This is a genomic window from Micromonospora sp. WMMC264 (assembly GCF_027497275.1).
Taxonomy (GTDB): Bacteria; Actinomycetota; Actinomycetes; order Mycobacteriales; family Micromonosporaceae; genus Micromonospora; species Micromonospora chalcea.
Map to the genome: position 1 here is coordinate 5,469,833 of NZ_CP114907.1, position 22,247 is coordinate 5,492,079.

At 71.4% G+C, this 22,247-nt stretch carries 24 protein-coding genes; 1 reads left to right on the forward strand and 23 read right to left on the reverse strand.

Annotated elements, in window-relative coordinates; genetic code table 11:
• Nucleotides 1-22 precede the first annotated feature (22 nt).
• From nuoK to O7542_RS24155, 18 genes are all read right to left on the reverse strand, one after another.
• Nucleotides 23-322 carry an NADH-quinone oxidoreductase subunit NuoK gene (gene nuoK, locus O7542_RS24070; RefSeq protein WP_013283611.1) on the reverse strand — a complete coding sequence of 100 codons (300 nt, stop codon included), beginning with the start codon at nt 320-322 and terminating at the stop codon, nt 23-25.
• Nucleotides 319-1,089, reverse strand: coding sequence for an NADH-quinone oxidoreductase subunit J (locus O7542_RS24075; RefSeq protein WP_043327303.1), 771 nt, complete (start codon nt 1,087-1,089; stop codon nt 319-321). Before O7542_RS24075 ends, nuoK begins: the two co-directional genes overlap by 4 nt.
• Nucleotides 1,086-1,733 carry an NADH-quinone oxidoreductase subunit NuoI gene (gene nuoI, locus O7542_RS24080; protein WP_030500778.1) on the reverse strand — a complete coding sequence of 216 codons (648 nt, stop codon included), beginning with the start codon at nt 1,731-1,733 and terminating at the stop codon, nt 1,086-1,088. The genes O7542_RS24075 and nuoI overlap by 4 nt, the downstream gene beginning before the upstream one ends.
• Nucleotide 1,734: 1 nt before the next feature.
• The gene (gene nuoH / locus O7542_RS24085; protein ID WP_043327305.1) at nt 1,735-3,087 is read right to left on the reverse strand and encodes an NADH-quinone oxidoreductase subunit NuoH; all 1,353 of its coding nucleotides are present in this window, start codon (nt 3,085-3,087) and stop codon (nt 1,735-1,737) included.
• Between the two features lie 61 nt (nt 3,088-3,148).
• Nucleotides 3,149-5,659, reverse strand: coding sequence for an NADH-quinone oxidoreductase subunit G (locus tag O7542_RS24090; protein WP_281605243.1), 2,511 nt, complete (start codon nt 5,657-5,659; stop codon nt 3,149-3,151).
• Nucleotides 5,659-6,975, reverse strand: coding sequence for an NADH-quinone oxidoreductase subunit NuoF (gene nuoF, locus O7542_RS24095; protein WP_043327309.1), 1,317 nt, complete (start codon nt 6,973-6,975; stop codon nt 5,659-5,661). Before nuoF ends, O7542_RS24090 begins: the two co-directional genes overlap by 1 nt.
• Nucleotides 6,972-8,087 (reverse strand): NADH-quinone oxidoreductase subunit NuoE, encoded by a 1,116-nt coding sequence (gene nuoE / locus O7542_RS24100; protein ID WP_166455703.1) that lies wholly within the window; start codon nt 8,085-8,087, stop codon nt 6,972-6,974. The genes nuoF and nuoE overlap by 4 nt, the downstream gene beginning before the upstream one ends.
• A complete protein-coding gene (locus tag O7542_RS24105) occupies nt 8,084-9,409 on the reverse strand; it encodes an NADH-quinone oxidoreductase subunit D (protein WP_043327313.1) in 1,326 nt (441 codons plus the stop codon). Before O7542_RS24105 ends, nuoE begins: the two co-directional genes overlap by 4 nt.
• Complete coding sequence (locus O7542_RS24110) at nt 9,406-10,134, reverse strand: NADH-quinone oxidoreductase subunit C (RefSeq protein WP_043327315.1); 729 nt, start codon at nt 10,132-10,134, stop codon at nt 9,406-9,408. Before O7542_RS24110 ends, O7542_RS24105 begins: the two co-directional genes overlap by 4 nt.
• Nucleotides 10,131-10,811, reverse strand: a complete 681-nt coding sequence (locus tag O7542_RS24115; protein WP_013283602.1) for an NADH-quinone oxidoreductase subunit B — start codon at nt 10,809-10,811, stop codon at nt 10,131-10,133. Before O7542_RS24115 ends, O7542_RS24110 begins: the two co-directional genes overlap by 4 nt.
• 11 nt (nt 10,812-10,822) lie before the next feature.
• Nucleotides 10,823-11,188: an NADH-quinone oxidoreductase subunit A gene (locus tag O7542_RS24120; protein ID WP_013283601.1), complete on the reverse strand. Its 366-nt coding sequence runs from the start codon at nt 11,186-11,188 to the stop codon at nt 10,823-10,825.
• Between the two features lie 119 nt (nt 11,189-11,307).
• Nucleotides 11,308-12,582, reverse strand: a complete 1,275-nt coding sequence (locus O7542_RS24125; protein WP_281605244.1) for a geranylgeranyl reductase family protein — start codon at nt 12,580-12,582, stop codon at nt 11,308-11,310.
• 134 nt (nt 12,583-12,716) lie between these two features.
• The gene (locus tag O7542_RS24130; protein WP_030500769.1) at nt 12,717-12,935 is read right to left on the reverse strand and encodes a hypothetical protein; all 219 of its coding nucleotides are present in this window, start codon (nt 12,933-12,935) and stop codon (nt 12,717-12,719) included.
• A gap of 76 nt (nt 12,936-13,011) precedes the next feature.
• Nucleotides 13,012-13,722, reverse strand: coding sequence for a demethylmenaquinone methyltransferase (locus O7542_RS24135; protein WP_064448431.1), 711 nt, complete (start codon nt 13,720-13,722; stop codon nt 13,012-13,014).
• A 100-nt stretch (nt 13,723-13,822) separates the two neighbouring features.
• Complete coding sequence (locus O7542_RS24140; protein ID WP_281605245.1) at nt 13,823-15,082, reverse strand: cell wall anchor protein; 1,260 nt, start codon at nt 15,080-15,082, stop codon at nt 13,823-13,825.
• A 428-nt stretch (nt 15,083-15,510) separates the two neighbouring features.
• Nucleotides 15,511-16,701, reverse strand: a complete 1,191-nt coding sequence (gene mqnC, locus O7542_RS24145) for a cyclic dehypoxanthinyl futalosine synthase (RefSeq protein WP_030500766.1) — start codon at nt 16,699-16,701, stop codon at nt 15,511-15,513.
• A 73-nt stretch (nt 16,702-16,774) separates the two neighbouring features.
• Nucleotides 16,775-17,185, reverse strand: a complete 411-nt coding sequence (locus tag O7542_RS24150; protein WP_043327321.1) for a type II toxin-antitoxin system VapC family toxin — start codon at nt 17,183-17,185, stop codon at nt 16,775-16,777.
• The gene (locus O7542_RS24155) at nt 17,182-17,460 is read right to left on the reverse strand and encodes a type II toxin-antitoxin system prevent-host-death family antitoxin (RefSeq protein ID WP_013283593.1); all 279 of its coding nucleotides are present in this window, start codon (nt 17,458-17,460) and stop codon (nt 17,182-17,184) included. Before O7542_RS24155 ends, O7542_RS24150 begins: the two co-directional genes overlap by 4 nt.
• 104 nt (nt 17,461-17,564) lie before the next feature.
• Here O7542_RS24155 and O7542_RS24160 point away from each other — a divergent pair, with 104 nt between their 5' ends.
• Nucleotides 17,565-18,215 (forward strand): hypothetical protein, encoded by a 651-nt coding sequence (locus tag O7542_RS24160; RefSeq protein ID WP_233514599.1) that lies wholly within the window; start codon nt 17,565-17,567, stop codon nt 18,213-18,215.
• 12 nt (nt 18,216-18,227) lie between these two features.
• Here O7542_RS24160 and paaE read toward each other — a convergent pair whose 3' ends face one another.
• From paaE to paaA, 5 genes are all read right to left on the reverse strand, one after another.
• Nucleotides 18,228-19,340, reverse strand: a complete 1,113-nt coding sequence (gene paaE / locus O7542_RS24165; RefSeq protein ID WP_113972199.1) for a 1,2-phenylacetyl-CoA epoxidase subunit PaaE — start codon at nt 19,338-19,340, stop codon at nt 18,228-18,230.
• On the reverse strand, nt 19,337-19,813 hold the full coding sequence (gene paaD / locus O7542_RS24170; RefSeq protein ID WP_113972200.1) for a 1,2-phenylacetyl-CoA epoxidase subunit PaaD: 477 nt from the start codon (nt 19,811-19,813) through the stop codon (nt 19,337-19,339). The genes paaE and paaD overlap by 4 nt, the downstream gene beginning before the upstream one ends.
• Nucleotides 19,810-20,532: a 1,2-phenylacetyl-CoA epoxidase subunit PaaC gene (gene paaC / locus O7542_RS24175; protein ID WP_064448427.1), complete on the reverse strand. Its 723-nt coding sequence runs from the start codon at nt 20,530-20,532 to the stop codon at nt 19,810-19,812. Before paaC ends, paaD begins: the two co-directional genes overlap by 4 nt.
• Nucleotides 20,529-20,816, reverse strand: coding sequence for a 1,2-phenylacetyl-CoA epoxidase subunit PaaB (gene paaB, locus O7542_RS24180; RefSeq protein WP_174535023.1), 288 nt, complete (start codon nt 20,814-20,816; stop codon nt 20,529-20,531). The genes paaC and paaB overlap by 4 nt, the downstream gene beginning before the upstream one ends.
• 110 nt (nt 20,817-20,926) lie before the next feature.
• Entirely contained in the window at nt 20,927-21,991 is a 1,065-nt protein-coding gene (gene paaA, locus O7542_RS24185) for a 1,2-phenylacetyl-CoA epoxidase subunit PaaA (protein WP_281605246.1), read from the reverse strand.
• Between the last annotated feature and the right edge of the window lie 256 nt (nt 21,992-22,247).

Here is a 22,247-nt window from a genome sequence, read left to right on the forward strand (position 1 = left end):
AATCTGTTCCACCACGAGCCCCTCAGTACTTCAGCAGGTTGGCGTCGTCGACGCTCGCCGAGCGCCGGGTACGGAAGATCGCCATGATGATCGCGAGACCGACCACGACCTCGGCCGCCGCGACCACCATCACGAAGAACGCCATGATCTGGCCGTTCAGGTCGCCGTTGATCCGGCTGAACGTGACCAGGGTCAGGTTGGCCGCGTTGAGCATCAGCTCGATGCACATGAACAGCACGATCGCGTTGCGCCGGACCAGCACGCCGACGGCGCCGATGGTGAACAGCACCGCCGCGAGGATCAGGTAGTAGTCCGGGGTCATTTGTCCGTCCCCTTCGGTGCGGTCTCCTCGGCCGTCAGCTCGCGCACCGGCAGGATCTCCGGGATGCTGCGGTCGGTCAGCCGGCCGTCGGGCAGGCGGGCCGGGGTGGCCACCGAGGAGGAGGTGGCGTAGACACCCGGGCCGGGCTTCGGGCCGGGGTAGTTGCCGGGGCGGAACCGCGCCTTCATGGTGGCGATCTGGTCCATCCGGTCCGCCTTGCGCCGCTCGACGTGCGCCAGCACCATCGCGCCCACCGCGGCGGTGATCAGCAGCGCCGAGGTCAGCTCGAAGGCGAAGACGTACTTGGTGAACAGCAGCCGGGCGATGCCCTGCACGTTGCCCTCGGCGTTCGCCTCGTCGAGCCCGGCCGCCGGCACGCCGTCGAGCGCGCGGTACAAGCCGCTGCCCACCAGGCCGGCGAAGCCGAGCCCGAGGACGACGGCGGCGACCCGCTGGCCGCGCAGCGTCTCGATGAGCGAGTCGGAGGCGTCCCGGCCGACGAGCATCAGCACGAACAGGAACAGCATCATGATCGCGCCGGTGTAGACGATGATCTGCACCATGCCGATGAACGGCCCCGCCTGGAGCACGTAGAACACGCCCAGGCAGAGCATGGTCAGCACGAGCCAGAGCGCGGAGTGCACCGCGTTGCGGGCCCACACCATGCCGACCGCCCCGAGCAGGGCCAGCGGGGCGAGGATCCAGAAGGTGACCTCCTCACCCCCGGACACCTGGCCCGCAGCGGCGAGCACCGTTGCCGAGGTCATGCCTTGCCTCCCTTGCCCGCCGCGGCGGCGGACCGCTGCTCGGCCTGCTCGGCGCCGGGGAAGGTCACGCCGGGGTGCTCCTCCACCTGGTACCGGCCGGGGCCCATCGGCGAGCGCTCGGCGCCGGCCGAGGTGCCCGGGTTGGTCAGCGCGCCGACGTAGTAGTCCTTCTCGCTGTCGCCCAGCCGCATCGGGTGCGGCGGCTGCTCCATGCCTTCGAGCAGCGGCGCGAGCAGCTGCTCCTTGGTGAAGATCAGGTCCTGCCGGTTGTCCCGGGCCAGCTCGTACTCGTTGCTCATGGTGAGCGAACGGGTCGGGCAGGCCTCGATGCAGAGCCCGCAGAAGATGCACCGGGCGTAGTTGATCTGGTAGATGCTGGCGTACCGCTCACCCGGGGAGAAGCGCTGCTCCTCGGTGTTGTCGCCACCCTCCACGTAGATCGCGTCGGCCGGGCAGGCCCAGGCGCACAGCTCGCAGCCGATGCACTTCTCCAGCCCGTCCGGGTGCCGGTTGAGGATGTGCCGCCCGTGGTAGCGCGGCGCCGAGACCGGCGGCTTGAACGGGTAGTCGGTGGTGACGACCTTCTTGAACATGTGCGAGAAGGTGACACCGAAGCCCTTGAACGTTCCGGTGATCGCGCCCACGTCACACCTCCCTGGAGTCCGGGCCGGCGACCACGTTGGCCGGCTCCCGCTCGGCGAGCACGCGCTTGGTACGCGGGCTCGGCGGAACCTGAAGATCCATCGGCGGCAGCGGGAAGCTGCCGTACGGCCGGCTGTCCGCCTGCTCCTGGGGCGACTGCTTCAGCTCCTTCTTCCGGCTCGGCCAGAAGAGCGTGACCAGCAGCAGCACGCCCGCGCCGACGGCGGTGACGAGCAGCCGGTCCCGGGCCTGCCAGTCCTCGATCGAGCGCAGCCCGGCGAGCACCATGATCCAGACCAGGTTCAGCGGCAGCAGCACCTTCCAGCCGAAGCGCATGAACTGGTCGTAGCGGAGCCGGGGCAGCGTGCCGCGCAGCCAGACGAAGACGAACACCAGCAGGATGACCTTGCCGAAGAACCACAGCATCGGCCACCAGCCCTCGTTGGCGCCCGACCAGATCGTGATCGGCCACGGCGCGTGCCAGCCGCCGAGGAAGAGCGTCACGGTGAACGCCGACATGGTCACCATCGCGACGTACTCGCTGAGCATGAACAGCGCGAACTTCAGCGAGCTGTACTCGGTCTGGAAGCCGGCCACCAGCTCCGACTCCGCCTCGGGCAGGTCGAACGGCGCCCGGTTGGTCTCACCGACGATGGCGATGAAGAACATGATGAAGCTGGGCAGCAGCAGGATCGCGTACCAGCCGGGCGCGGCGAGGTCGAAGCCGCCGATGCTCAGCCGGGTGCCGTCGCCCTGCGCGGCGACGATCCCGCTGGTCGACATGGTGCCGGCGGTCATGAAGACCGCGACCACACTCAGGCCCATGGTGACCTCGTAGGACACCAGCTGGGCGGCGGAGCGCAGACCACCGAGCAGCGGGTAGGTGGAGCCGCTGGCCCAGCCGCCGAGCACGATGCCGTACACGGCCAGCGAGGAGAAGGCCAGCACCACCAGCACCGCCACCGACACGTCGGTGACCTGCAGCGGCGTGCGGTGCCCGAAGATGCTCACCATCGGCCCGAACGGGATCACCGACAGCGCGGTGACCGCGCAGACCACGGAGATCACCGGGGCGAAGAAGTAGACCACCTTGTCGGCCTTGCGCGGGAGGATGTCCTCCTTGAAGGCCAGCTTCACGCCGTCGGCGAGCGTCTGGAGCAGACCGAACGGTCCGGCCTGGTTGGGGCCGGGTCGCACCGCCATCCGGCCCACGACCCGGCGCTCGAACCAGACGCCCAGCAGCGTGGCCGCCACGGCGACGACGAACGCGAAGAGGATCTTGCCGAGGACCAGCCACCACGGGTCCTTGCCGAAGTCGGCAAGCGTCGGGTCCTGCGCCGCGAGGTAGAGATTCACTGCACCGACCTTTCGTTCGCGACCGCGAGGCGTACTCGCTCCGCTCGTTGCCTGCGCGCGCTCACTGTGCACTCCCGGTGTTCAGCAGCGGGCCCGGCCGGTCCGCGGCGTCCGCCGCGACCCGCCCCGCCGGGACGGCCGAACCGCCGGCGACGCCGACGGAGACCTTCACCAGCGAACCGGACGTCGCGCCGAGGCTGCGCCGCACGGTGGAGCCGGGCGAGTTGGTCGGCAGCCAGACGACGCCGTCCGGCATCTCGGTGATCGCCGCCGGCAGCGTGACCGCGCCACGGTCGGTGCCGACGGTGACCGCGTCGCCGTCGGCCACGCCGAGGGACTCGGCGGTGCCCTTGCCCAGCCGGACCACCGGCGGGCGGGCGGTGCCGGCGAGGTGCTCGTCGCCGTCGGTGAGGCTGCCCAGGTCGATGAGCTGGTGCCAGGTGGACAGCACGGCCTCGCCCGCGCCCGGCTGCCGGACGGCGGCCGGCTCGACCGAGGGCGCCGACGGCCGCTCGACCCGGGTACGCGGCAGCGTGCCCAGCTCGCGGCGGATGCTCGGCACGTCGCCGGTGCCCAGCCGCACGTCGAGCTGCGCGGCGATCGCGTCCAGGATCCGGGCGTCGGTCATCGCGCCGGTGTCCAGCACCTTCTCGAACGTGCGCAGCCGGCCCTCCCAGTCCAGGAAGCTGCCGGCCTTCTCGACCACCGGCGCGACCGGCAGGACCACGTCGGCCCGGCGCGACACAGCGCTCATCCGCAGTTCCAGGCTGACCAGGAACGGCACCGCGTCCAGGGCCTTCTCGGCCAGCCGCGGGTCGGCCAGGTCGGCCGGGTCGACACCGGCCACCACCAGGGCACCGAGCTGACCGTTCGCGGCGGCGGTGAGGATGCCGTCGGTGTCGCGGCCGGCCTGGCTCGGGATCACCCCGGCCGGGATGTCCCACGCCTCGCCGAGCTCCGCGCGGGCGGCCGGCTCGGTGACCACACGGCCGCCGGGGAGCAGGTTGGGCAGGCAGCCCGCGTCGACAGCGCCGCGGTCACCCGCGCGCCGCGGCACCCAGACCAGCCGGGCACCGGTACGCCGGGCGACGTCCGCCGCCGCCGACAGCCCGCCCGGCACCTCGGCCAGCCGCTCGCCGACGATCAGGATCGCGCCGGGCTTACCCAGCGCCTCCGCCACGGTGGCGTGCTCGGCCAGCACGCCGGCCTCCTCGCCCGGCACCACCCGGGCGAGCTTCGCCCCGAGCTTCTCCAGGCCGCGCGTCGCGAACGGCGCGATCGCGTACACCGTGAGCTTCTTCTTCAGGTACGCCTTGCGCAGCCGCAGGAAGAGGATCGGGCACTCCTCCTCCGGCTCCAGGCCGACCAGCACCACGGCGGGCGCGTTCTCCACGTCCGTGTAGGTCACGTCGGTGACCCCGGCGACGCTGCTGGCCAGGAAGTCGGCCTCCTCGCGGGAGACCGGGCGGGCCCGGAAGTCGATGTCGTTCGTGTGCAGTGCGATCCGGGAGAACTTCGCGTACGCGTAGGCGTCCTCGACGGTGAGCCGGCCGCCGGTCAGCACCGCCGTGCCGGTCGCGCCGTCACGGGCCTCGCGCAGCCCCTCGGCGGCCCGGGTCAGCGCCTCGCTCCAGGACGCCTCGCGCAGCTCACCGGTCTTCTCGTCGCGCACCATCGGGGTGCTGAGCCGGTCGAACGCGCGGGTGTACTGGAAGCCCCAGCGGCCCTTGTCGCAGTTCCACTCCTCGTTCACCGCCGGGTCGTCGCCGGCCAGCCGGCGCAGCACCTTGCCGCGCCGCCAGTCGGTGCGCTGGGCGCAACCGGCCGAGCAGTGCTCGCAGACGCTCGGCGTGGAGACCAGGTCGAACGGGCGGGCCCGGAACCGGTACTGCGCGCCGGTCAGCGCGCCCACCGGGCAGATCTGCACGGTGTTGCCGGAGAAGTACGAGTTGAACGGGACGTCCCCCTCGTCGCCCTCCTCGCCGTACTCCTCGTCCCGGTAGATGTTGATCTCCTCGTGCGAGGAGCGGCCCATCAGGTCGATGAACTTGTCCCCGGCGATCTCCTCGGAGAACCGGGTGCACCGCTGGCAGAGCACGCAGCGCTCGCGGTCGAGCAGCACCTGGGTGCTGATCGGCAGCGGCTTCGGGTACTCCCGCTTGTGCTCGTGGAACCGCGAGTCCGTCCGGCCGGTGGACATCGCCTGGTTCTGCAGCGGGCACTCGCCGCCCTTGTCACACATCGGGCAGTCCAGGGGGTGGTTGAGGAGCAGCAGCTCCATCACCCCCTCCTGGGCCTTCTTGGCGACCGGGGAGGTGAGCTGGGTCCGCACCACCATGCCGTCGGCGACGGTCTGGGTGCAGGAGGCGACCGGCTTGCGCTGGCCCTCCACCTCCACCAGGCACTGCCGGCAGGCGCCGGCCGGGGCCAGCAGCGGGTGGTCGCAGAAGCGGGGGATCTCGGTGCCCAGCTGCTCGGCGACCCGGATCAGCAGCGCCCCCTTGGGGGCGGTGACCTCGACGCCGTCGATGGTCAGCGTGACGGTCTCGGTCTGCTTGGCTACGTCGGTCATCAGTGCGCCCCTACCAGGGTCTTCTCCGACAGCTTCGGAGCGGTACGTCCCTCGATGTAGTCGAGGTAGTCCTGCTTGAAGTACTTCAGCGACGAGGTGACCGAGCTGGTCGCGCCGTCACCCAGACCGCAGAACGAGCGGCCGAGGATGTTGTCGCAGGTGTCGAGCAGGGTGTCCAGGTCCTCGTGGGTGCCCTGGCCGGACAGGATGCGCCGGTAGACCCGGACCATCCAGTAGTTGCCCTCCCGGCACGGGGTGCACTTGCCACACGACTCGTGGTGGTAGAACTCCAGCCACCGGTAGGTCGCGTACACCGGGCAGTCCTGGTCGGAGAAGATCTGCGTGGCGGTGGTGCCCAGGATCGAGCCGGCCCCCGCCACCCCCTCGAAGTCCAGCGGCACGTCCAGGTGCTCGGCGGTCAGCAGCGGCGTCGACGAACCACCCGGGGTCCAGAACTTCAGGTTGTGCCCCGGCTTCATCCCGCCGGCCAGCTCGATCAGCTCGCGCAGCGTGATGCCCATCGAGCACTCGTACTGGCCCGGGTTCGCGATCCGGCCGGACAGCGAGTAGATCATCGGGCCGGACGACTTCTCCGTGCCCATCGTCTTCCACCAGTCCGCGCCACCGAGCACGATGTACGGCACGCTGGCGATGGTGCCGACGTTGTTGACCACGGTCGGGCTGGCGTACAGGCCGTGGGTCGCCGGGAACGGCGGGCGCAGCCGGGGCTGGCCGCGGAAGCCCTCCAGCGAGTCCAGCAGCGCGGTCTCCTCACCGCAGATGTACGCCCCGGCGCCGGAGTGCACCACCAGGTCCAGGTCGAACCCGGAGCCGAGGATGTTCCGGCCGAGGTAGCCCTTGGCGTACGCCTCGGCGACCGCGCTGCGCAGCCGCCGGGCGGCGTGCACCGCCTCACCGCGGATGTAGATGTACGCCCGGTTGGCCCGGATCGCGTACGAGGCGATGATGACGCCCTCGACCAGCGAGTGCGGGTCGTAGGTCATCAGCGGCAGGTCCTTGCAGGTGCCCGGCTCGCCCTCGTCGGCGTTCACCACCAGGTAGTGCGGCTTGCCGTCGCCCTGCGGGATGAAGCCCCACTTCAGGCCGGTCGGGAAGCCCGCGCCGCCACGGCCGCGCAGCCCGGAGTCCTTGACCAGCTGGATCAGGTCGTCCGGGTGCGCCTTGAGCGCCTTGCGCAGGGCGGCGTAGCCGTCCAGGTTCTCGTAGGTGCCGATCCGCCAGGCGTCCGGCGACAGCCAGCGCTTGGTGAGCACCGGCGTGAGCTTGGCCAGCGTCTCCGGCCGAGGCGTGGTCACTTGCGGACCCCCGATCCGTTGGCGTCCGCCGGGTCGGCGCCGTCCGCGCCCGTACCGGCCTCCGCTTCCTTGAGGTTGCGCTCCTGCGCGCCGGCCGCGTCGCCGGCGGGCTTGCCGTCGCCGGCCGGCGGGTTCGCCGCCGTGCCGGCCGCCTCCGCCGCCTGCGCGTCGCGCGGCACCGGCGGCGGGCCGTCCACCGGGATCTTGGTGCCCGGCGCGTCCGGTACGGCGGTGGCCGCGTCCGGCTGCCGGGTCTCGGCGGTACGCACCTGCGGCGACTTGGCGTCCGGCGCCTTCACGTCCGGCGCGGTGCTGCCGGTGGCCGCCTCCGGCTTGACCGGCTCGGCGGCCTTGGCCGGCTCGGGCGCGGGGGCCGGCTTCGCGGCCTCGGCCTTCGCCTTCGCCTCGGCGGCGGCCCGGTCGGCCTCGGCCTTGCTGCGGATCGGGGTCTTCGGGTCGAAGCCCGGCACCGAGACGCCGTGCTGCTCGGCCAGGCGCAGGCCGCGCAGGCTGGGCTCGCCCGGCCCGCCGTCGGCCACCGCGCCGTCGCGCTCGTCGGCGAAACCGGCGAGCTGGACCGCCATCTCCTTGAGCGTGCACAGGCGCGCGCCCCGGGTCGGCATCGGCCGGCCGCCGGCCCGCAGCTCCTCGACCACGTCGAGCGCGCCCTGCGGCTCCACGTTGTCGAAGAAGTCGTAGTTCACGGTCATGACCGGGCCGTAGTCGCACGCCGCCAGGCACTCGGCGTGCTCCAGGGTGATCTTCCCGTCGGCGGTGGTTTCCTCGTGCCCGACGCCGAGGTGCTCGGCCAGGGCGTCGTAGACCTTCTGCCCGCCGAGCACGTCGCACATGGTGTTGGTGCAGACGCTGACCAGGTATTCACCGGTGGGCTTGCGCTTGTACATGGTGTAGAAGGTGGCGACGGCGCCGACCTGGGCCTTGTTCAGCCCGAGCACCTCGGCGCAGAACTCGACACCGGCCGGGGAGACGTACCCCTCCTCGGACTGGACCAGGTGCAGCAGCGGCAGCAGCGCCGAGCGGGACCGGTCGGCCGGGTACCGGGCGATGATCTCCCGCGCCCGGAGCCGGGTCTCTTCAGTGAACGTGCTCATCGGTCACAACCACCCATCACGGGGTCCAGCGAGGCGCCGCCGGCGATCACGTCGGCGATCAGGCCGCCCTCGGCCATCGCCGGGAGGGCCTGGAGGTTGACGAAGCTCGGCTCCCGGTAGTGCACCCGGTAGGGCCGGGTGCCGCCGTCGGACACCGCGTGCACGCCGAGTTCGCCGCGGGGCGACTCGACGGCGACGTACACCTGGCCCGGCGGGACCCGGAAGCCCTCGGTGACGAGCTTGAAGTGGTGGATCAGCGACTCCATCGACTGACCCATGATCTTCGCGACGTGCTCCAGGGAGTTGCCCATGCCGTCGACGCCGATGGCGAGCTGCGCCGGCCAGGCGATCTTCTTGTCGGAGACCATCACCGGGCCCGGCTTCAGACGGTCCAGCGCCTGCTCGACGAGCTTCAGCGACTCCCGGATCTCCGCGACCCGGACCAGGTAGCGGCCCCACACGTCACCGTCGGTGTGGGTCGGCACGTCGAACTCGTACGTCTCGTAGCCGCAGTACGGCATGGTCTTGCGCAGGTCCCAGGCGAGGCCGGCGGAGCGCAGCACCGGGCCGGTGACGCCGAGCGCCATGCAGCCGGTCACGTCGAGGACCGCCACGTTCTGCGTCCGCTCCAGCCAGATCGGCTGACCGGAGAGCAGGTTCTCGTACTCCTTGAGCCGCTTCGGCATCAGCTGGAGGAAGTCGCGGATCTTGCGGATCGCGTCGTCCGGCACGTCCTGCGCCACGCCGCCCGGCCGCACGTACGCGTGGTTCATCCGCAGGCCGGTGATGGTCTCGAAGATGTCGAGGACGTACTCCCGCTCGCGGAAGCCGTACAGCATCATGTTGATCGCGCCCAGCTCCATGGCGGTGGTCGCCAGCCAGACCAGGTGCGACGAGATCCGGTTGAGCTCCATCATCAGCACGCGGATGGTGTTCGCGCGCTCGGTGATGTCGTCGGTGATCCCGAGCAGCTTCTCCACCGCGAGCGCGTACGCCGTCTCGTTGAACAGCGGGGAGAGGTAGTCCATCCGGGTCACGAACGTCGAGCCCTGGACCCAGTTGCGGTACTCCAGGTTCTTCTCGATGCCGGTGTGCAGGTAGCCGACGACCGAGCGGGCCTCGCGGACCGTCTCGCCCTCCAGCTCCAGGACCAGCCGGAGCACGCCGTGGGTGGACGGGTGCTGCGGGCCCATGTTGACGACGATCCGCTCGTCGTTGATCGGGTCCGTGCCGGAGACGACCTCGTCCCAGTCCCCGCCGGTGACGGTGAAGACCTTGCCCTCGGTGGTCTCGCGCTCGGTCGCGTAGTTAGACGTGGTCACTGGTACGACCTCCTACGGTCCGGCGGCGGGATTTCCGCACCCTTGTACTCGACCGGTACGCCGCCGAGCGGGTAGTCCTTGCGCTGCGGGTGACCCTCCCAGTCGTCCGGCATGAGGATCCGGGTCAGGGCGGGGTGGCCGTCGAAGACGACGCCGAACATGTCGTACGTCTCCCGCTCCTGCCAGTCGGCGGTCGGGTAGACGGCGGTGACGCTCGGTACGTGCGGCTGCTCGGCGGAGACCGCCACCTCCAGCCGGACGATGCGGCGGTAGGTCATCGAGGTCAGCTGGTAGACCACGTGCAGGCGCCGTTCCGCGCCCAGGTAGTCCACGCCGGACAGCGACGAGAGCAGCTCGAAGCGCAGCGACAGGTCGTCGCGCATCACCTGGCAGACCTCGGCGATGCGCTCCGGGCGTACGTGCAGCGTCAGTTCGCCCCGGTCGACCACGACCTTCTCGATCGCGTCGTTGAAGTCCGGGTACGCCTCCTCCAGCGCGTCCCGCACCTCGTCGAAGTAGCTCCCGTACGGGCGGGTCGCCTCCTCGATCGGCTTGCGCTGGCGGACCAGCCCGCCGTAGCCGGAGACGTCACCGGTGCCCTGGTTGCCGAACATCCCCCGGCCGGCCGGGCTGGCCGGCGGGTACTCGGCCGGAGCGGTGGAGCTGGCGCCGACCGGGGTGGTCGGCACCGGCACCCCGCCGTCGTTGGTCTTGTCGTTGCTCATTTCGGGCCCCTATGCGACGCCTGAAGGTGGTTCTGCGCCTTCATCCAGTTCTCGATCCGCAGCTGCTCCTCGCGCCCCTCGCGGACGGCCTTCGTCCACTCGGCACGGCGGGCCTTGTCACTGCGGTACGACGAGGGCATCGAGCCGTACGGCACGACCGGCACGTCACCGCGCGCCTGGCGGGCCTCCAGCATCTTGCGGCCGTTCGGGCCCAGCGGCTCGTGCATGATCTTCTCGCGCAGCTTGAGCACGGCGTCGATGAGCATCTCCGGCCGGGGCGGGCAGCCGGGCAGGTACATGTCGACCGGGACGACGTGGTCGACGCCCTGCACGATGGCGTAGTTGTTGAACATGCCGCCGCTGCTGGCGCAGACGCCCATCGAGATGACCCAGCGGGGCTCGGCCATCTGGTCGTAGATCTGGCGCAGCACCGGGGCCATCTTCTGGCTCACCCGGCCGGCCACGATCATCAGGTCCGCCTGGCGGGGCGAGGCCCGGAAGACCTCCATGCCCCAGCGGCCCATGTCGTAGTGCGGGCCGCCCGCCGCCATCATCTCGATGGCGCAGCAGGCCAGACCGAACGTCGCGCCCCAGACCGAGGTCTTCCGCGTCCAGTTGACCAGCTTCTCGACGCTGGTGAGCAGGACGCCGGAGGGGAGTTTCTCCTCGATGCCCATCTGCTACCTCCTCAGTCCCAGTCCAGGCCGCCGCGACGCCAGACATAGGCGTAGGCGACGAAGACCGCGACGATGAACAGGACCATCTCCACGAAGCCGAAGATCGGCAGAGCGTCGAAGGAGACCGCCCAGGGGTAGAGGAAGATGATCTCGATGTCGAAGACGATGAAGAGCATCGCCGTCAGGTAGAACTTGATCGGGAACCGGCCGCCGCCGACCGGCTGCGGGCTCGGCTCGATGCCACACTCGTACGCCTCGAGCTTGGCCTTGTTCAGACGCCGCGGGCCGGCGAGTCGGGCAGCGGCCACGGAGAACAGCGCGAACGCCGCAGCGAGGGCGAACAGCCCGATGATGGGTGCGTAAGGAGAGAGCGTCATCGTTGTCCCCTGCTCGTCCTTCCCTGACCTCGGTGGTTGGCCAAAATCACACTATTCACGTCCCTGAGACCTCGGTCGTCGGGGGGTCGATCTCTGTCCGGCTCGTGGTCGGTCGTCTTCTACACGGCCGGGGCCACCTTCGTCATCGCGTTGATGACCCGGTCCATCGCGTCCCCGCCGCGCGGGTCGGTCAGGTTGGCCAGCAGCTTGAGCACGAAGCGCATGAGCATCGGGTGCGGCATGCCGTGCTTGGTCGCCATCCGCATGATCTCGGGGCGGCCGATGAGCTTCACGAACACGCCGCCGAGCCGGTAGTAGCCGCCGAAGCGGGCCTTCAGCTCCTGCGGGTACGCCATCAGCGCCCGCTCCCGCTCCGCGCCGGCCGGGCGGGCCAGCGCCTGCACCACGACCTCCGCGGCCATCTCGCCGGACTCCATCGCGTACGCGATGCCCTCGCCGTTGAACGGGTTGACCATGCCGCCGGAGTCGCCGACCAGCAGGACCCCGCGGGTGTAGTGCGGGACCCGGTTGAAGCCCATCGGCAGCGCGGCCCCGAGGGTGGGACCCTCCGCGTTGGACTCGTCGGTCATCCCCCACTCCTCGGGGGTGTTCGCGAGCCAGTCGGTGAGCAGCTTGCGGTAGTTCGTCTTGCCGAACGCCGAGGACGAGTTCAGCACGCCGAGGCCGACGTTCACCCGGCCGTCGCCGAGGCCGAAGATCCAGCCGTAGCCGGGCAGCAGCGCGTCGCTGCCCTTGGCCCGCAGCTCCAGCCACGACTCCAGGTAGTCGTCGTCGTGCTTGGCGGGCGAGCGGTAGTAGCGGCGGACCGCCACGCCGATCGGGCGGTCCTCCCGCTTGGCCAGCCCGAGGGCGAGCGGGAAGCGGCCGGAGACGCCGTCGGCGGCGACCACGAGCGGCGCGTGGAAGGTGGCGGGCTCCTTGTCCGGGCCGACCTCGGCCTGCACGCCGATCACCCGGTCGTCGGCGCCGAGCACCGGGCCGAGGACGTTGACGCTGGTGCGCAGCTTCGCCCCGGCGGCGACGGCCCGCTGCGCGAGCAGGTCGTCGAAGTCGAGCCGGGTCCGCACGAGGCCGTAGTTGGGGAAGCTCGCCAGGTCGGGCCAGTCCAGCTCCAGGCGCACCCCGCCGCCGATCACCCGCAGGCCCTTGTTGTGCAGCCAGCCGGCCTCGGGCGAGGTGTCCACGCCCATCCGGATGAGCTGGCGCACGGCCCGGGGCGTGAGCCCGTCGCCGCAGACCTTCTCCCGGGGAAACTCCGTCTTCTCCAGCAGCAGCACGCGTACGCCGTGCCGCGCCAGGTGGTACGCCGTGGCCGATCCTCCGGGACCGGCGCCCACGACGATGACGTCGGCGTCGTTCTCCACCGCGGTCATCCGCGCCTCCTCCCGCATGCTCGTGAAATGCTTCACAAGCCCATCCGGATGGAGTCTATGACCGCTGTTACACCAGGACGCGTTGAGGGGGGCCTAACTTCGCGGAAACGGGCCGGTAGGCGGGCCGAAACCGGTCAGGGGCGAGCCGGCGCGGCCGGTCCGAGCCCGGCGTCGAGCCGGATCGCCTCGGGCAGGTGGTCACGCAACGCGCCACCTGCCGCACGGTCGAGCGCCGCCAGCACCTCGGCGACGACCTGCCGGACATCAGCGGGATCCGCGCCGGCCAACTCGCGGAGCTGGGCGATCAGCTCGGCGGCGTCGTCGTCGGTGGCGGCCTGGTCTGGTCCCGTCATGCAGGCGAGCCTACGGGGACAAAGTAGACCAGAACCGGATATTCACGAAATGACCGGCTAGCGCCTGGTCGGCCGGTCAGTTTCGGACGGCCCGGTGCAGGGCCACCACGCCCCCGGTCAGGTTGCGCCACGCCACCCGGCCCCAGCCGGCCGCGCCGATCCGCGCGGCCAGCGCCGGCTGGTCCGGCCAGGCCCGGATCGACTCCGCCAGATAGACGTAGGCGTCGGGGTTGCTGGACACCGCGCGCGCCACGGCCGGCAACGACCGCATCAGGTACGACAGGTAGACGGTGCGGAACGCCGGGTTGACCGGGGTGCTGAACTCGCAGACCACCAGCCGCCCGCCCGGCCGGGTCACCCGGGCCAGCTCGCGCAGCGCCGCGTCGGTGTCGTTGACGTTGCGCAACGCGAAGGAGATGGTCACCGCGTCGAAGCTGGCGTCGGCGAACGGCAGCCGGAGCGCGTCTCCGGCCAGCAGCGGCACCGACGGGCGGGTGCGCTTGCCCGCGTACAGCATGCCCAGCGACAGGTCGGCGCCGACCGCGTACGCCCCGGAATGGGCCAGCTCCTCGGTCGAGACACCGGTGCCGGCGCCCACGTCGAGCACCCGCTCGCCCGGCGCCAACCCGAGCGCCGCCCGGGTGGCCCGCCGCCAGGACCGGTCCTGCCCGAAGGAGAGCACGGTGTTGGTCAGGTCGTAGCGGGCCGCGACACCGTCGAACATCGCGGCTACCTCGTGCGGCTGCTTGTCCAGGCTGGCGCGCTGGCCCTGCGGGGTACGGCTCACCCCTCCACTCTGCCAGCCGCGCCCCTTCCGCCCCGCCCCGGGTACGCGAGAGGGCGGGGTGGTCGCCCACCCCGCCCTCGCCGTGTCCACGGTGACGGTGTCAGTCCTCGGTGCGCTCCTCGCCCGGCGTGACGAGCACCACCTTGCGGCGCCGGGACAGCATCATCAGCGCCACACCGGCGGCGACCACCGCCGCGCCGATCCCGCCGATCAGGCCGACCTGCATACCGGTCACCGGCAGGCCACCGCCGCCGGTGCCGCCACCCGCGCCACCACCGGAGGTCGGCGTCGGCACCGCGGTCGCGCTGCCGGTCGGGGTCGGCTGGGCGGTCGGCGTCGAGGTCGGCTCAGCGCTCGGCGTCGGGCTCGGGGTCGACTGCGGGCTCTGGTCGACGAAGACGTCGAACTGGGCGGTGTTGTCGCCGTCGTCGGCCTCGGAGAACGCGCGACGCTGCGCCGAGGTGGCGGCCTTCGGCTGCTCCTCCGGCGTGCCGGAGGCCGCCTCCAGCCCGGCGGCCCAGACGAAGCCCGGCCGGAGCAGCTTCTCGGTCACGTCCGCGCCGACCTTCACCCGCACGTCGGCGGTGTAGTACTGGCCGGGCTTGAGCACCGCGCCCAGGTCCTCGCAGTACGCGTTGGCGAAGCCGCCCAGGTTCTGCTCGACGCAGCCCTCGGGCAGCTCGGCGAAGGTGACACCGGCCGGCAGCGTGATGCCGTACGCGACGCCCGTGGCGTTCTCGCTTCCGTCGTTGAACACGGCCCAGTCCAGCGGCGCGGTCTGGCCCGGCCGGACCGGGCGCAGGTTCGCCTCACCGGCGTCGTCGCCGTCGACGACCACGTCGGCGTACACGTCCTGGACCCAGGTGGTGAGGTCGTAGCCGGGGTCGGTGACGGTGATGTCGTGCTCGACCGTGTCCAGCACGCCGGCGCCGTTGGCCGCGCTGATCGACACCGTCAGCGTGCCCGCCCCGCCCTTGCCGCCGGTGGAGAACAGCGGGATGCCGAAGTCCTCGGTGGTCCCGGCGGGCACGTCGCCCAGCAGGCAGGAGAAGGCGGTGCCGCGGATGTCGCAGCCCTTCGGCGCCAGCACGCCGACCTTGCCGGGCTTGAGGTCCTTCGTCTCGACGGTGACCCGGACGCCCTTCGCGTCGACGGTCCCGGCGGCGTTGTTCACCTGGAACTTGAACGGCTTGGCCTTCGCCTCGGTGACGCCCTTGGCGAGCTGGTAGCTGAGCGGGATGAGCTGGAGGTCGGCCTTGTCGGCGGCGTACGCCGGGCCGGCGACCGCGCCGAGGCCGGCGGTGGAGAGCAGGGCCACCACGCCGGCGCGCGCCAGCGTGGACCGGTAGCGGAAGGTCATGGTTCCCCCGGGGGTAGGGACGTGCCGATCAACGCACGGAACGAAGGGACGGTACCGGAGCGACGCATCGCCGCGCCAGCGTCGTACGGTGGGAATTCCCATCGATTCGACAGACGGCAGGGGCGGGATGGTCACCCATCCCGCCCCTGCCGCGGTGCGTTATGTGAACGGCCCTCATGGGCCGATGGAGGACGACGGTCCCCGACGGACGCCGCCAGCGTAATGGCGTCGCCGGCTTGCCGGGCGGTGCTCACCCGGGTCGCCGCCGACCTGTTACCTGCCTGCTCGCGGCCCGGATCGGTGGTGTCGCGCGGGCAGGCTAGCCGCCGGTGATCACGCAGGTGAAGACCCCTGGCGGAAGCTTCACCGGAAACGGGCGGAGCTCCGGCCGCACGACGGGAGCCGACCGGCCGAACGGGGGAACGAGGTCAGTTGACCTCGACCAGCGGCAGCGACTTCCCGGCCCCGCCGCCGGGCAGAGCGATCGACGAGAAGTGCGAGACCACGCGGTCGTCGCTCGGGTCGTCGGCGGGCGTGTGGTGCACCGCGAGCCGGTTGTAGAGCGTGTCCCGCTGGGCGGGGATCCGGTCGGCCGACCGGATCATGCCGATCAGCTCGTGCAGGTTGGAGCGGTGCCGGGCCCCGGCGGAGGAGATGACGTTCTCCTCCAGCATGATCGAGCCGAGGTCGTCCACGCCCATGTGCAGCGCGAGCTGCCCGACGTCCTTACCGGTGGTCAGCCAGGACGCCTGCAGGTGCGGCACCGTCTCGAAGAACAGCCGGGCCACCGCGACCAGCCGCAGGTATTCCAGCGTGGTCGCCTGGGTGCGGCCCTTCAGGTGGTTGTTCTCCGGCTGGTACGTCCACGGGATGAAGGCCCGGAAGCCGCCGGTGCGGTCCTGCACGTCGCGGATCATCCGCAGGTGCTCGATGCGCTCGGCGTTGGTCTCGCCGGTGCCCATCATCATGGTGGCGGTCGACTCCAGGCCCTGCCGGTGGGCCAGCTCCATGACCTCCAGCCAGCGGGCGCCGGACTCCTTAAGCGGCGCGATCGCCTTGCGCGGCCGGTCCGGCAGCATCTCGGCGCCGGCGCCGGCGATCGAGTCCAGGCCCGCGGCCTTGATCCGGGCGATGGCCTCGTCCAGGCTCACGCCGGAGACCTTCGCCATGTGCAGGATCTCGCTCGGGCCGATCGAGTGGATCGCGAGCTGCGGGTACGCCTTCTTGACCGAGGAGAACAGCTCCTCGTAGTACTCCACGCCGTAGTCCGGGTGGTGGCCGCCCTGGAGCATGACCTGGGTGGCGCCCAACTCGACCGCCTCGCCGCAGCGGCGCAGGATCTCCTCGGTCGGGTGGGTCCAGCCCTCCTTGTGCTTGGGGGCCCGGTAGAACGCGCAGAACTTGCACGCCGTCACGCAGACGTTCGTGTAGTTGATGTTGCGGTCGATCAGGTACGTGACGATGTTGTCCGGGTAGCGGCGCCGCCGTACCGCGTCGGCCGCCTCGCCCAGCGCGTGGAAGGGCGCGTCGGTGTAGAGCAGCAGCGCCTCCTCGGGCGTGATGCGCCCGCCGTCCGCGCCGCGTTGCAGGATGTCGTCGATCTCCCGGTTCGCCGTCACACTCCCGAGCGTACGTCGCGGGCCCGACGGCGGGAAACGCCACTCCTCACCCGGTGACGAGAGACCCACCCGGTCAGGGCATCCCCGGACTGGCCACCGGCAGCCCGATCGCCCTGGCCGCCTCCAGCAGCCGCTTGTCGTACGTGACGAACGCGACGAACTCGGCCGCCGCCTGCCGGGCCAGGACCTCGGCGGTGGCGAGGTGGACGGCGTCCAGGCTGCGCAGCATCGGCTCCGGATACGCGCCCGCCGTCGCACGGACCGTGGCGTCGATCTCGACCCGGTAGAGACGTCCCAGCACCGAGGGGACACCCACCAGCGCCTGTGGAGCGGCACGACGCAACGCCCGCGGCACCTCCACCTCGACGAGAGCCGACGACACCAGCGCGGTGCCGGCGCGCTCGTTCAGCCAGCCGAGCAGATCCGGCGTCTCCGCCTCCCGCCGCAGCATCTTGATGACCGCCGCCGAGTCGAGGTAGATCACCAACGCTCCTCGTCGCGTGCCTCGACCAGCGCGGCCGCGGCGTCCACCGTGGGATCCCCGAGCACCGGCGGCATCGGGACCGGGCCGGTCGTGGTCGGGGCCGTGGCCCGGCCCTCGGCCACCAACCGGCCGAGAAGCGCGTCGCCGGCCAGCACCGGGACCAGGCGGGCGATCGGCTCACCCCGATCGGTCACCTCGACCGTCTCACCGGCGCGCACCCGCGCCAGCACCCGGCTGGTGTGCTGGTTCAGCTCCCGGACGGCGATCTGCTCCATCAGGCAAGTGTAGAACGTAACGTTCTACCCGTCACGGATGGTGGTCGACCCGAAGCGCCACCGCGGGAAGCGGAGCGCTGGCGTCGCCCGTCTACGCTCTCGGCGTGTCAGTCGTATCGCCCCCGCCCACCCCCGTACGCGTGGCCGGCGCCCGCTCCGCCCTCTGGTCCCTCACGATGACCGCCGTGCTCGTCGGCTTCGGCCTCGCCGTGATCGTCGTGACCGCGGCGGTCGGCCACCTCACCGTGGGACTCCCGATCGCGGTGCCGATCTCCGTCGGCCTGGTCGGCTGCCTCGCCTTCGCGGTCGGCCTGCGCCTGCTGCACCGGGGCTGGTGGCTGACCCTCCTGTCGGTGCTGCCGGCCCTGTTCGTGCTGGTGGGCGCCGTCCAGCTCGCCCCCGAGTCGGTGCTCCGGGAGCGCGGCGTCGCCCAGCAGGTGACCATCACCGACGTGCAGACGGCCGGCAAGCGGCACGAGTTCGCCCTCCAGGGCGACGCCGGCCGGCTGGACGAGCCGCTGGTCTACCGGGGCAGTTCCCCCGGCTACCGGGTGGGCCAGCGGCTGACTGTGCTCGTCGACCCGCGTGGTGAGGTGGAACTGACCGACGCGCGGGACGTGGACCCGGACGGAAAGCGGGGCATGCTCGTGTTCGGCGCGGCGGGATGGACCCTGTTCGCGCTCGTCGGCGGGTGGCGCGGCCACGTCAGCCGGGCCCGTGGCCGCGCCGCCACGGCACCGCCCGTGGTGATCTGAGCGGCGGCGCCGCTAGGCGTCGTAGTCGACGGTCAGCTCGTCGGTTACGGGACTCGACTGACAGGTCAGTACGTAACCGGCGGCCACCTCGTCCGGCTCCAGCGCGTAGTTGCGCGCCATCGTCACCTCGCCGGACGTCACCTTGGCCCGGCAGGTCGAGCACACCCCGCCCTTGCAGGCGTACGGCAGCTCGCCGCGCACCCGCAGCGCCGCGTCCAGCACCCGCTCGTCCCGGCCCATCGTGAAACTGGACGAGCGCCCGTCCAGCACGATCGTCACGTCGGTGCCCGCGCCGGGCCGCTCGACCTCACGCCGGACCGGCTCCGGCGGGGCGTCGACGTGGAACAGCTCGGTGTGCACCGCCGCGTCCGGCACGCCACGACCGGCCAGCACCGCCTTGGCGTCCACCACCATCCCGTACGGGCCGCAGAGGAACCACTCCTCGATCTCGTCCCCCGGTACGACGGTGTCGAGCAGCCGAGTCAGCCGGTCGGCGTCGATCCGCCCCGACAGCAGCGCCGACTCGCCCATCTCCCGGGACAGCACGTGCACCAGGTGCAGCCGGGTCGGATAGCGGTCCTTCAGGTCCGCCAGCTCCTCGGCGAACATCACCGAGTTCGCCGTGCGGTTGCCGTACACCAGCGTGAACGTGCTGCGCGGCTCGGTCGCCAGCGCGGTCGCGGCCAGGCCGAGGACCGGGGTGATGCCGGAACCGGCGACCACCGCGCCGTACCGGCGGGCCCGGTCCGGGGTGAACGCGGAGGTGAAGTGGCCCAGCGGCGGCAGCACCTCGACGGTGTCGCCGCCACGCAGCGCGCCGCAGGCGTACGCGGAGAACGCCCCGCCCGGCACCTCACGCACCCCGACCCGCAACCGGCCGTGCCGGGCCAGCTCGTCGGGGGTGGAGCAGATCGAGTACGACCGCCGCACCTCCCCGCCGTCGGCGTCGGCCGGGCGGCGGACGGTGAGGTGCTGCCCGGCGGAGAACGCGAACGTCTCGCGCAGCTCCTCCGGCACCGCGAACGTGATCGACACCGAGTCGTCGGTGAGCCGGTCCACGGCGGCCACGGGCAGCGGGTGGAAGACCGGCCGGCGGCGAACCGGCCGCGTGATGGTGACAGTCACAGCGCCTTCAGGTGGTCGAAGGGTTCGGAACAGGAGCGGCAGCGCCACAGCGCCTTGCACGCGGTCGAGCCGAAACGGCTGATCTGGGTGGTCTCCGGCGACCCGCAGCGCGGGCAGCGTACGGCCAGCGTCAGCGGCACCACGGTGTCGTCGCCGCGCGGCGCGGGCGGGGCGATGCCGGCGGCGGCGAGCTTGGCCCGGCCGGTGTCGGAGATCCAGTCGGTGCTCCACGCCGGGTGGTAGACCGTGCGGACCTCGGCGTCCGGATGCCCGGCGGCGGCCAGCGCCCGGCGGATGTCCGCCCGGATCACGTCCATGGCCGGGCAGCCGGTGTAGGTGGGGGTGATGGTGACGACGACCCGGCCGGTGCCGGGCTCCTCGTCGACGGCGCGCAGGATGCCCAGCTCGTCGATGGTGATGACCCGGATCTCCGGGTCCACCACCGCCGCCGCGGCGTTCCTCGCGCTTGTCACCAGCTCGCTCCGGGGTGGGCGCGGTGCAGCACCTGCATCTCGGCGAGCAGGTACGAGAGGTGCTCGGTGTGCAGGCCGTCCCGGCCACCACCGGGCGTCCAGCCCGTCTCCGGGCGGGTGAGCGTCGCCTCGTCCAGCACGGCGGACACGGTGGCGTCGAAGTCGGCCCGAAGGGTGGACGGGTCGACCGGCGCCGCCGGATCCGGGTTGAACAGCTCGTGGACGTACGGCCACACCTCGTCGACCGCGTCCTGCATGCGTCGGTGCGACTCCTCCGTGCCGTCGCCGAGCCGCTTCACCCACAGCGCCGCGTGGTCCAGGTGGTACGCCGACTCCTTGCGCGCCTTCGCGCCGACCGCCGCGAGCCGTTCGTCCGCGCAGCCGGCCAGCGCCGTGTAGAGCGGCACCTGGTACGCGGCCAGGAAGAACAGCTTCGCCATGGTCACGCCGAAGTCGCCGTTGGGCAGCTCGACCAGCAGGCAGTTGCGGAACTCGCGGTCGTCGCGCAGGTAGGCCAGGTCGTCCTCGTCGCGGCCGGCGCCCTCCAGCTCGCCCGCGTACGTGAGCAGCAGCCGCGCCGCGCCGAGCTGGTCGAGGGCGATGTTCGCGAGCGCGATGTCCTCTTCCATCTCCGGCGCGCGGGAGGTCCACTCGCCGAGGCGCTGCGCCGCGATGAGCGCGTCGTCGCCGATGGCGAGCGTGAAGTCGAACCGGCTCATAGGTGCGCCGCCCCTTCGGGGACCTCGTAGAAGGTGGGGTGCCGGTAGACCTTGTCGGCGGCCGGGTCGAAGAACGAGTCCTTCTCGTCCGGGCTGGACGCGGTGATCGCGCTCGCCGGCACCACCCAGATGGATACGCCCTCCTGGCGGCGGGTGTAGAGGTCCCGGGCGTTGCGCAGGGCCAGCTCGGCGTCGGGGGCGTGCAGGCTGCCGACGTGGGTGTGCGACAGGCCACGGCGGGCCCGCACGAAGACCTCCCAGAGGGGAGAGGACGCGCCGCTCATGCCGTGCCCGCTGGGCATGCCCTCACGGCCCTCGCTGCGCTCGGTGCGTTCGCTCATGCTGGATTGACCGGGCATGCCCTCACGGCCCTCGCTGCGCTCGGTGCGTTCGCTCATGCCGCCACCGCCTTTCGATCTGACCGCTTCGCGGCGTACGCCGCGGCGGCCTCCCGTACCCACGCGCCGTCGGCGTGCGCCTTGCGCCGGTGCGCCATGCGCTCCCTGTTGCACGGCCCGTTGCCCTTGATCACCCGCATCAGCTCGTCGTAGTCGGGCTGGGTGTAGTCGTACGCCTGGCGCTCGTCGTTCCAGCGCAGATCCGGGTCGGGCAGGGTGAGGCCGAGCACCTCCGCCTGGCCGACGCACATGTCGACGAAGCGCTGGCGCAGCTCGTCGTTGGAGAAGCGCTTGATCTTCCAGGCCATCGACTGGGCGCTGTGCGTCGAGTCGCCGTCCGGCGGGCCGAACATGGCAAGTGACGGGTACCACCAGCGGTCCACCGCGTCCTGGGCCATCGCCTTCTGCGCTTCGGTGCCGTGCGCCAGCGTGTGCAGGATCTCGTAGCCCTGCCGCTGGTGGAACGACTCCTCCTTGCAGACCCGGATCATCGCCCGGGCGTACGGGCCGTAGGAGCAGCGGCACAGCGGCACCTGGTTGACGATCGCCGCGCCGTCCACGAGCCAGCCGATCGCGCCGACGTCGGCCCAGGTCAGCGTCGGGTAGTTGAAGATCGAGCTGTACTTCTGCCGCCCGTCGAGCAGCAGGTCCACCAGCTCGTCGCGGCTGATCCCGAGCGTCTCGGCCGCCGCGTAGAGGTAGAGGCCGTGGCCGGCCTCGTCCTGCACCTTCGCCAGCAGGATCGCCTTGCGCTTGAGCGACGGCGCCCGGCTGATCCAGTTGCCCTCCGGCTGCATGCCGATGATCTCGGAGTGCGCGTGCTGCGCGATCTGCCGGATCAGCGTCCTGCGGTACGCCTCGGGCATCCAGTCGCGGGGCTCGATCTTCTGGTCCGCGTCGATGACGTCGGCGAAGTACGCCTCGACGTCCTCGTCCGGCGCCGGACCGCCGCGCCGCGCCCGCGCCGCCGCTTCGCGCAGCGCCGCCTCCGCGGCCTCCACTTCGCCGAGCAGGCCGCCGCCCGGAGCGTCCTCCGGCGGAGCGAAGTCATTGCCATACATGTAGCTAGTGTTACAGCTCGGCACGATTGACACCAGAGGGTGTAACAGCATTCGCGAGCCGCCTTCCACGACCGGACAAGCGCCTGCCGTCATCGCCAGCAATCGGAGAGTGACTGTGATGTCGATCACCCAATGAAGGTGAAACCTCCCAAGGCTGGCAAAGCACGTCAATAACCCGCCCTTCCCACCAAGTCGGCGGGTGTCGAGACCTGGCATATCGACAGTCCGGAAGTAGACTTCCCCCGGCAAGCCGTTC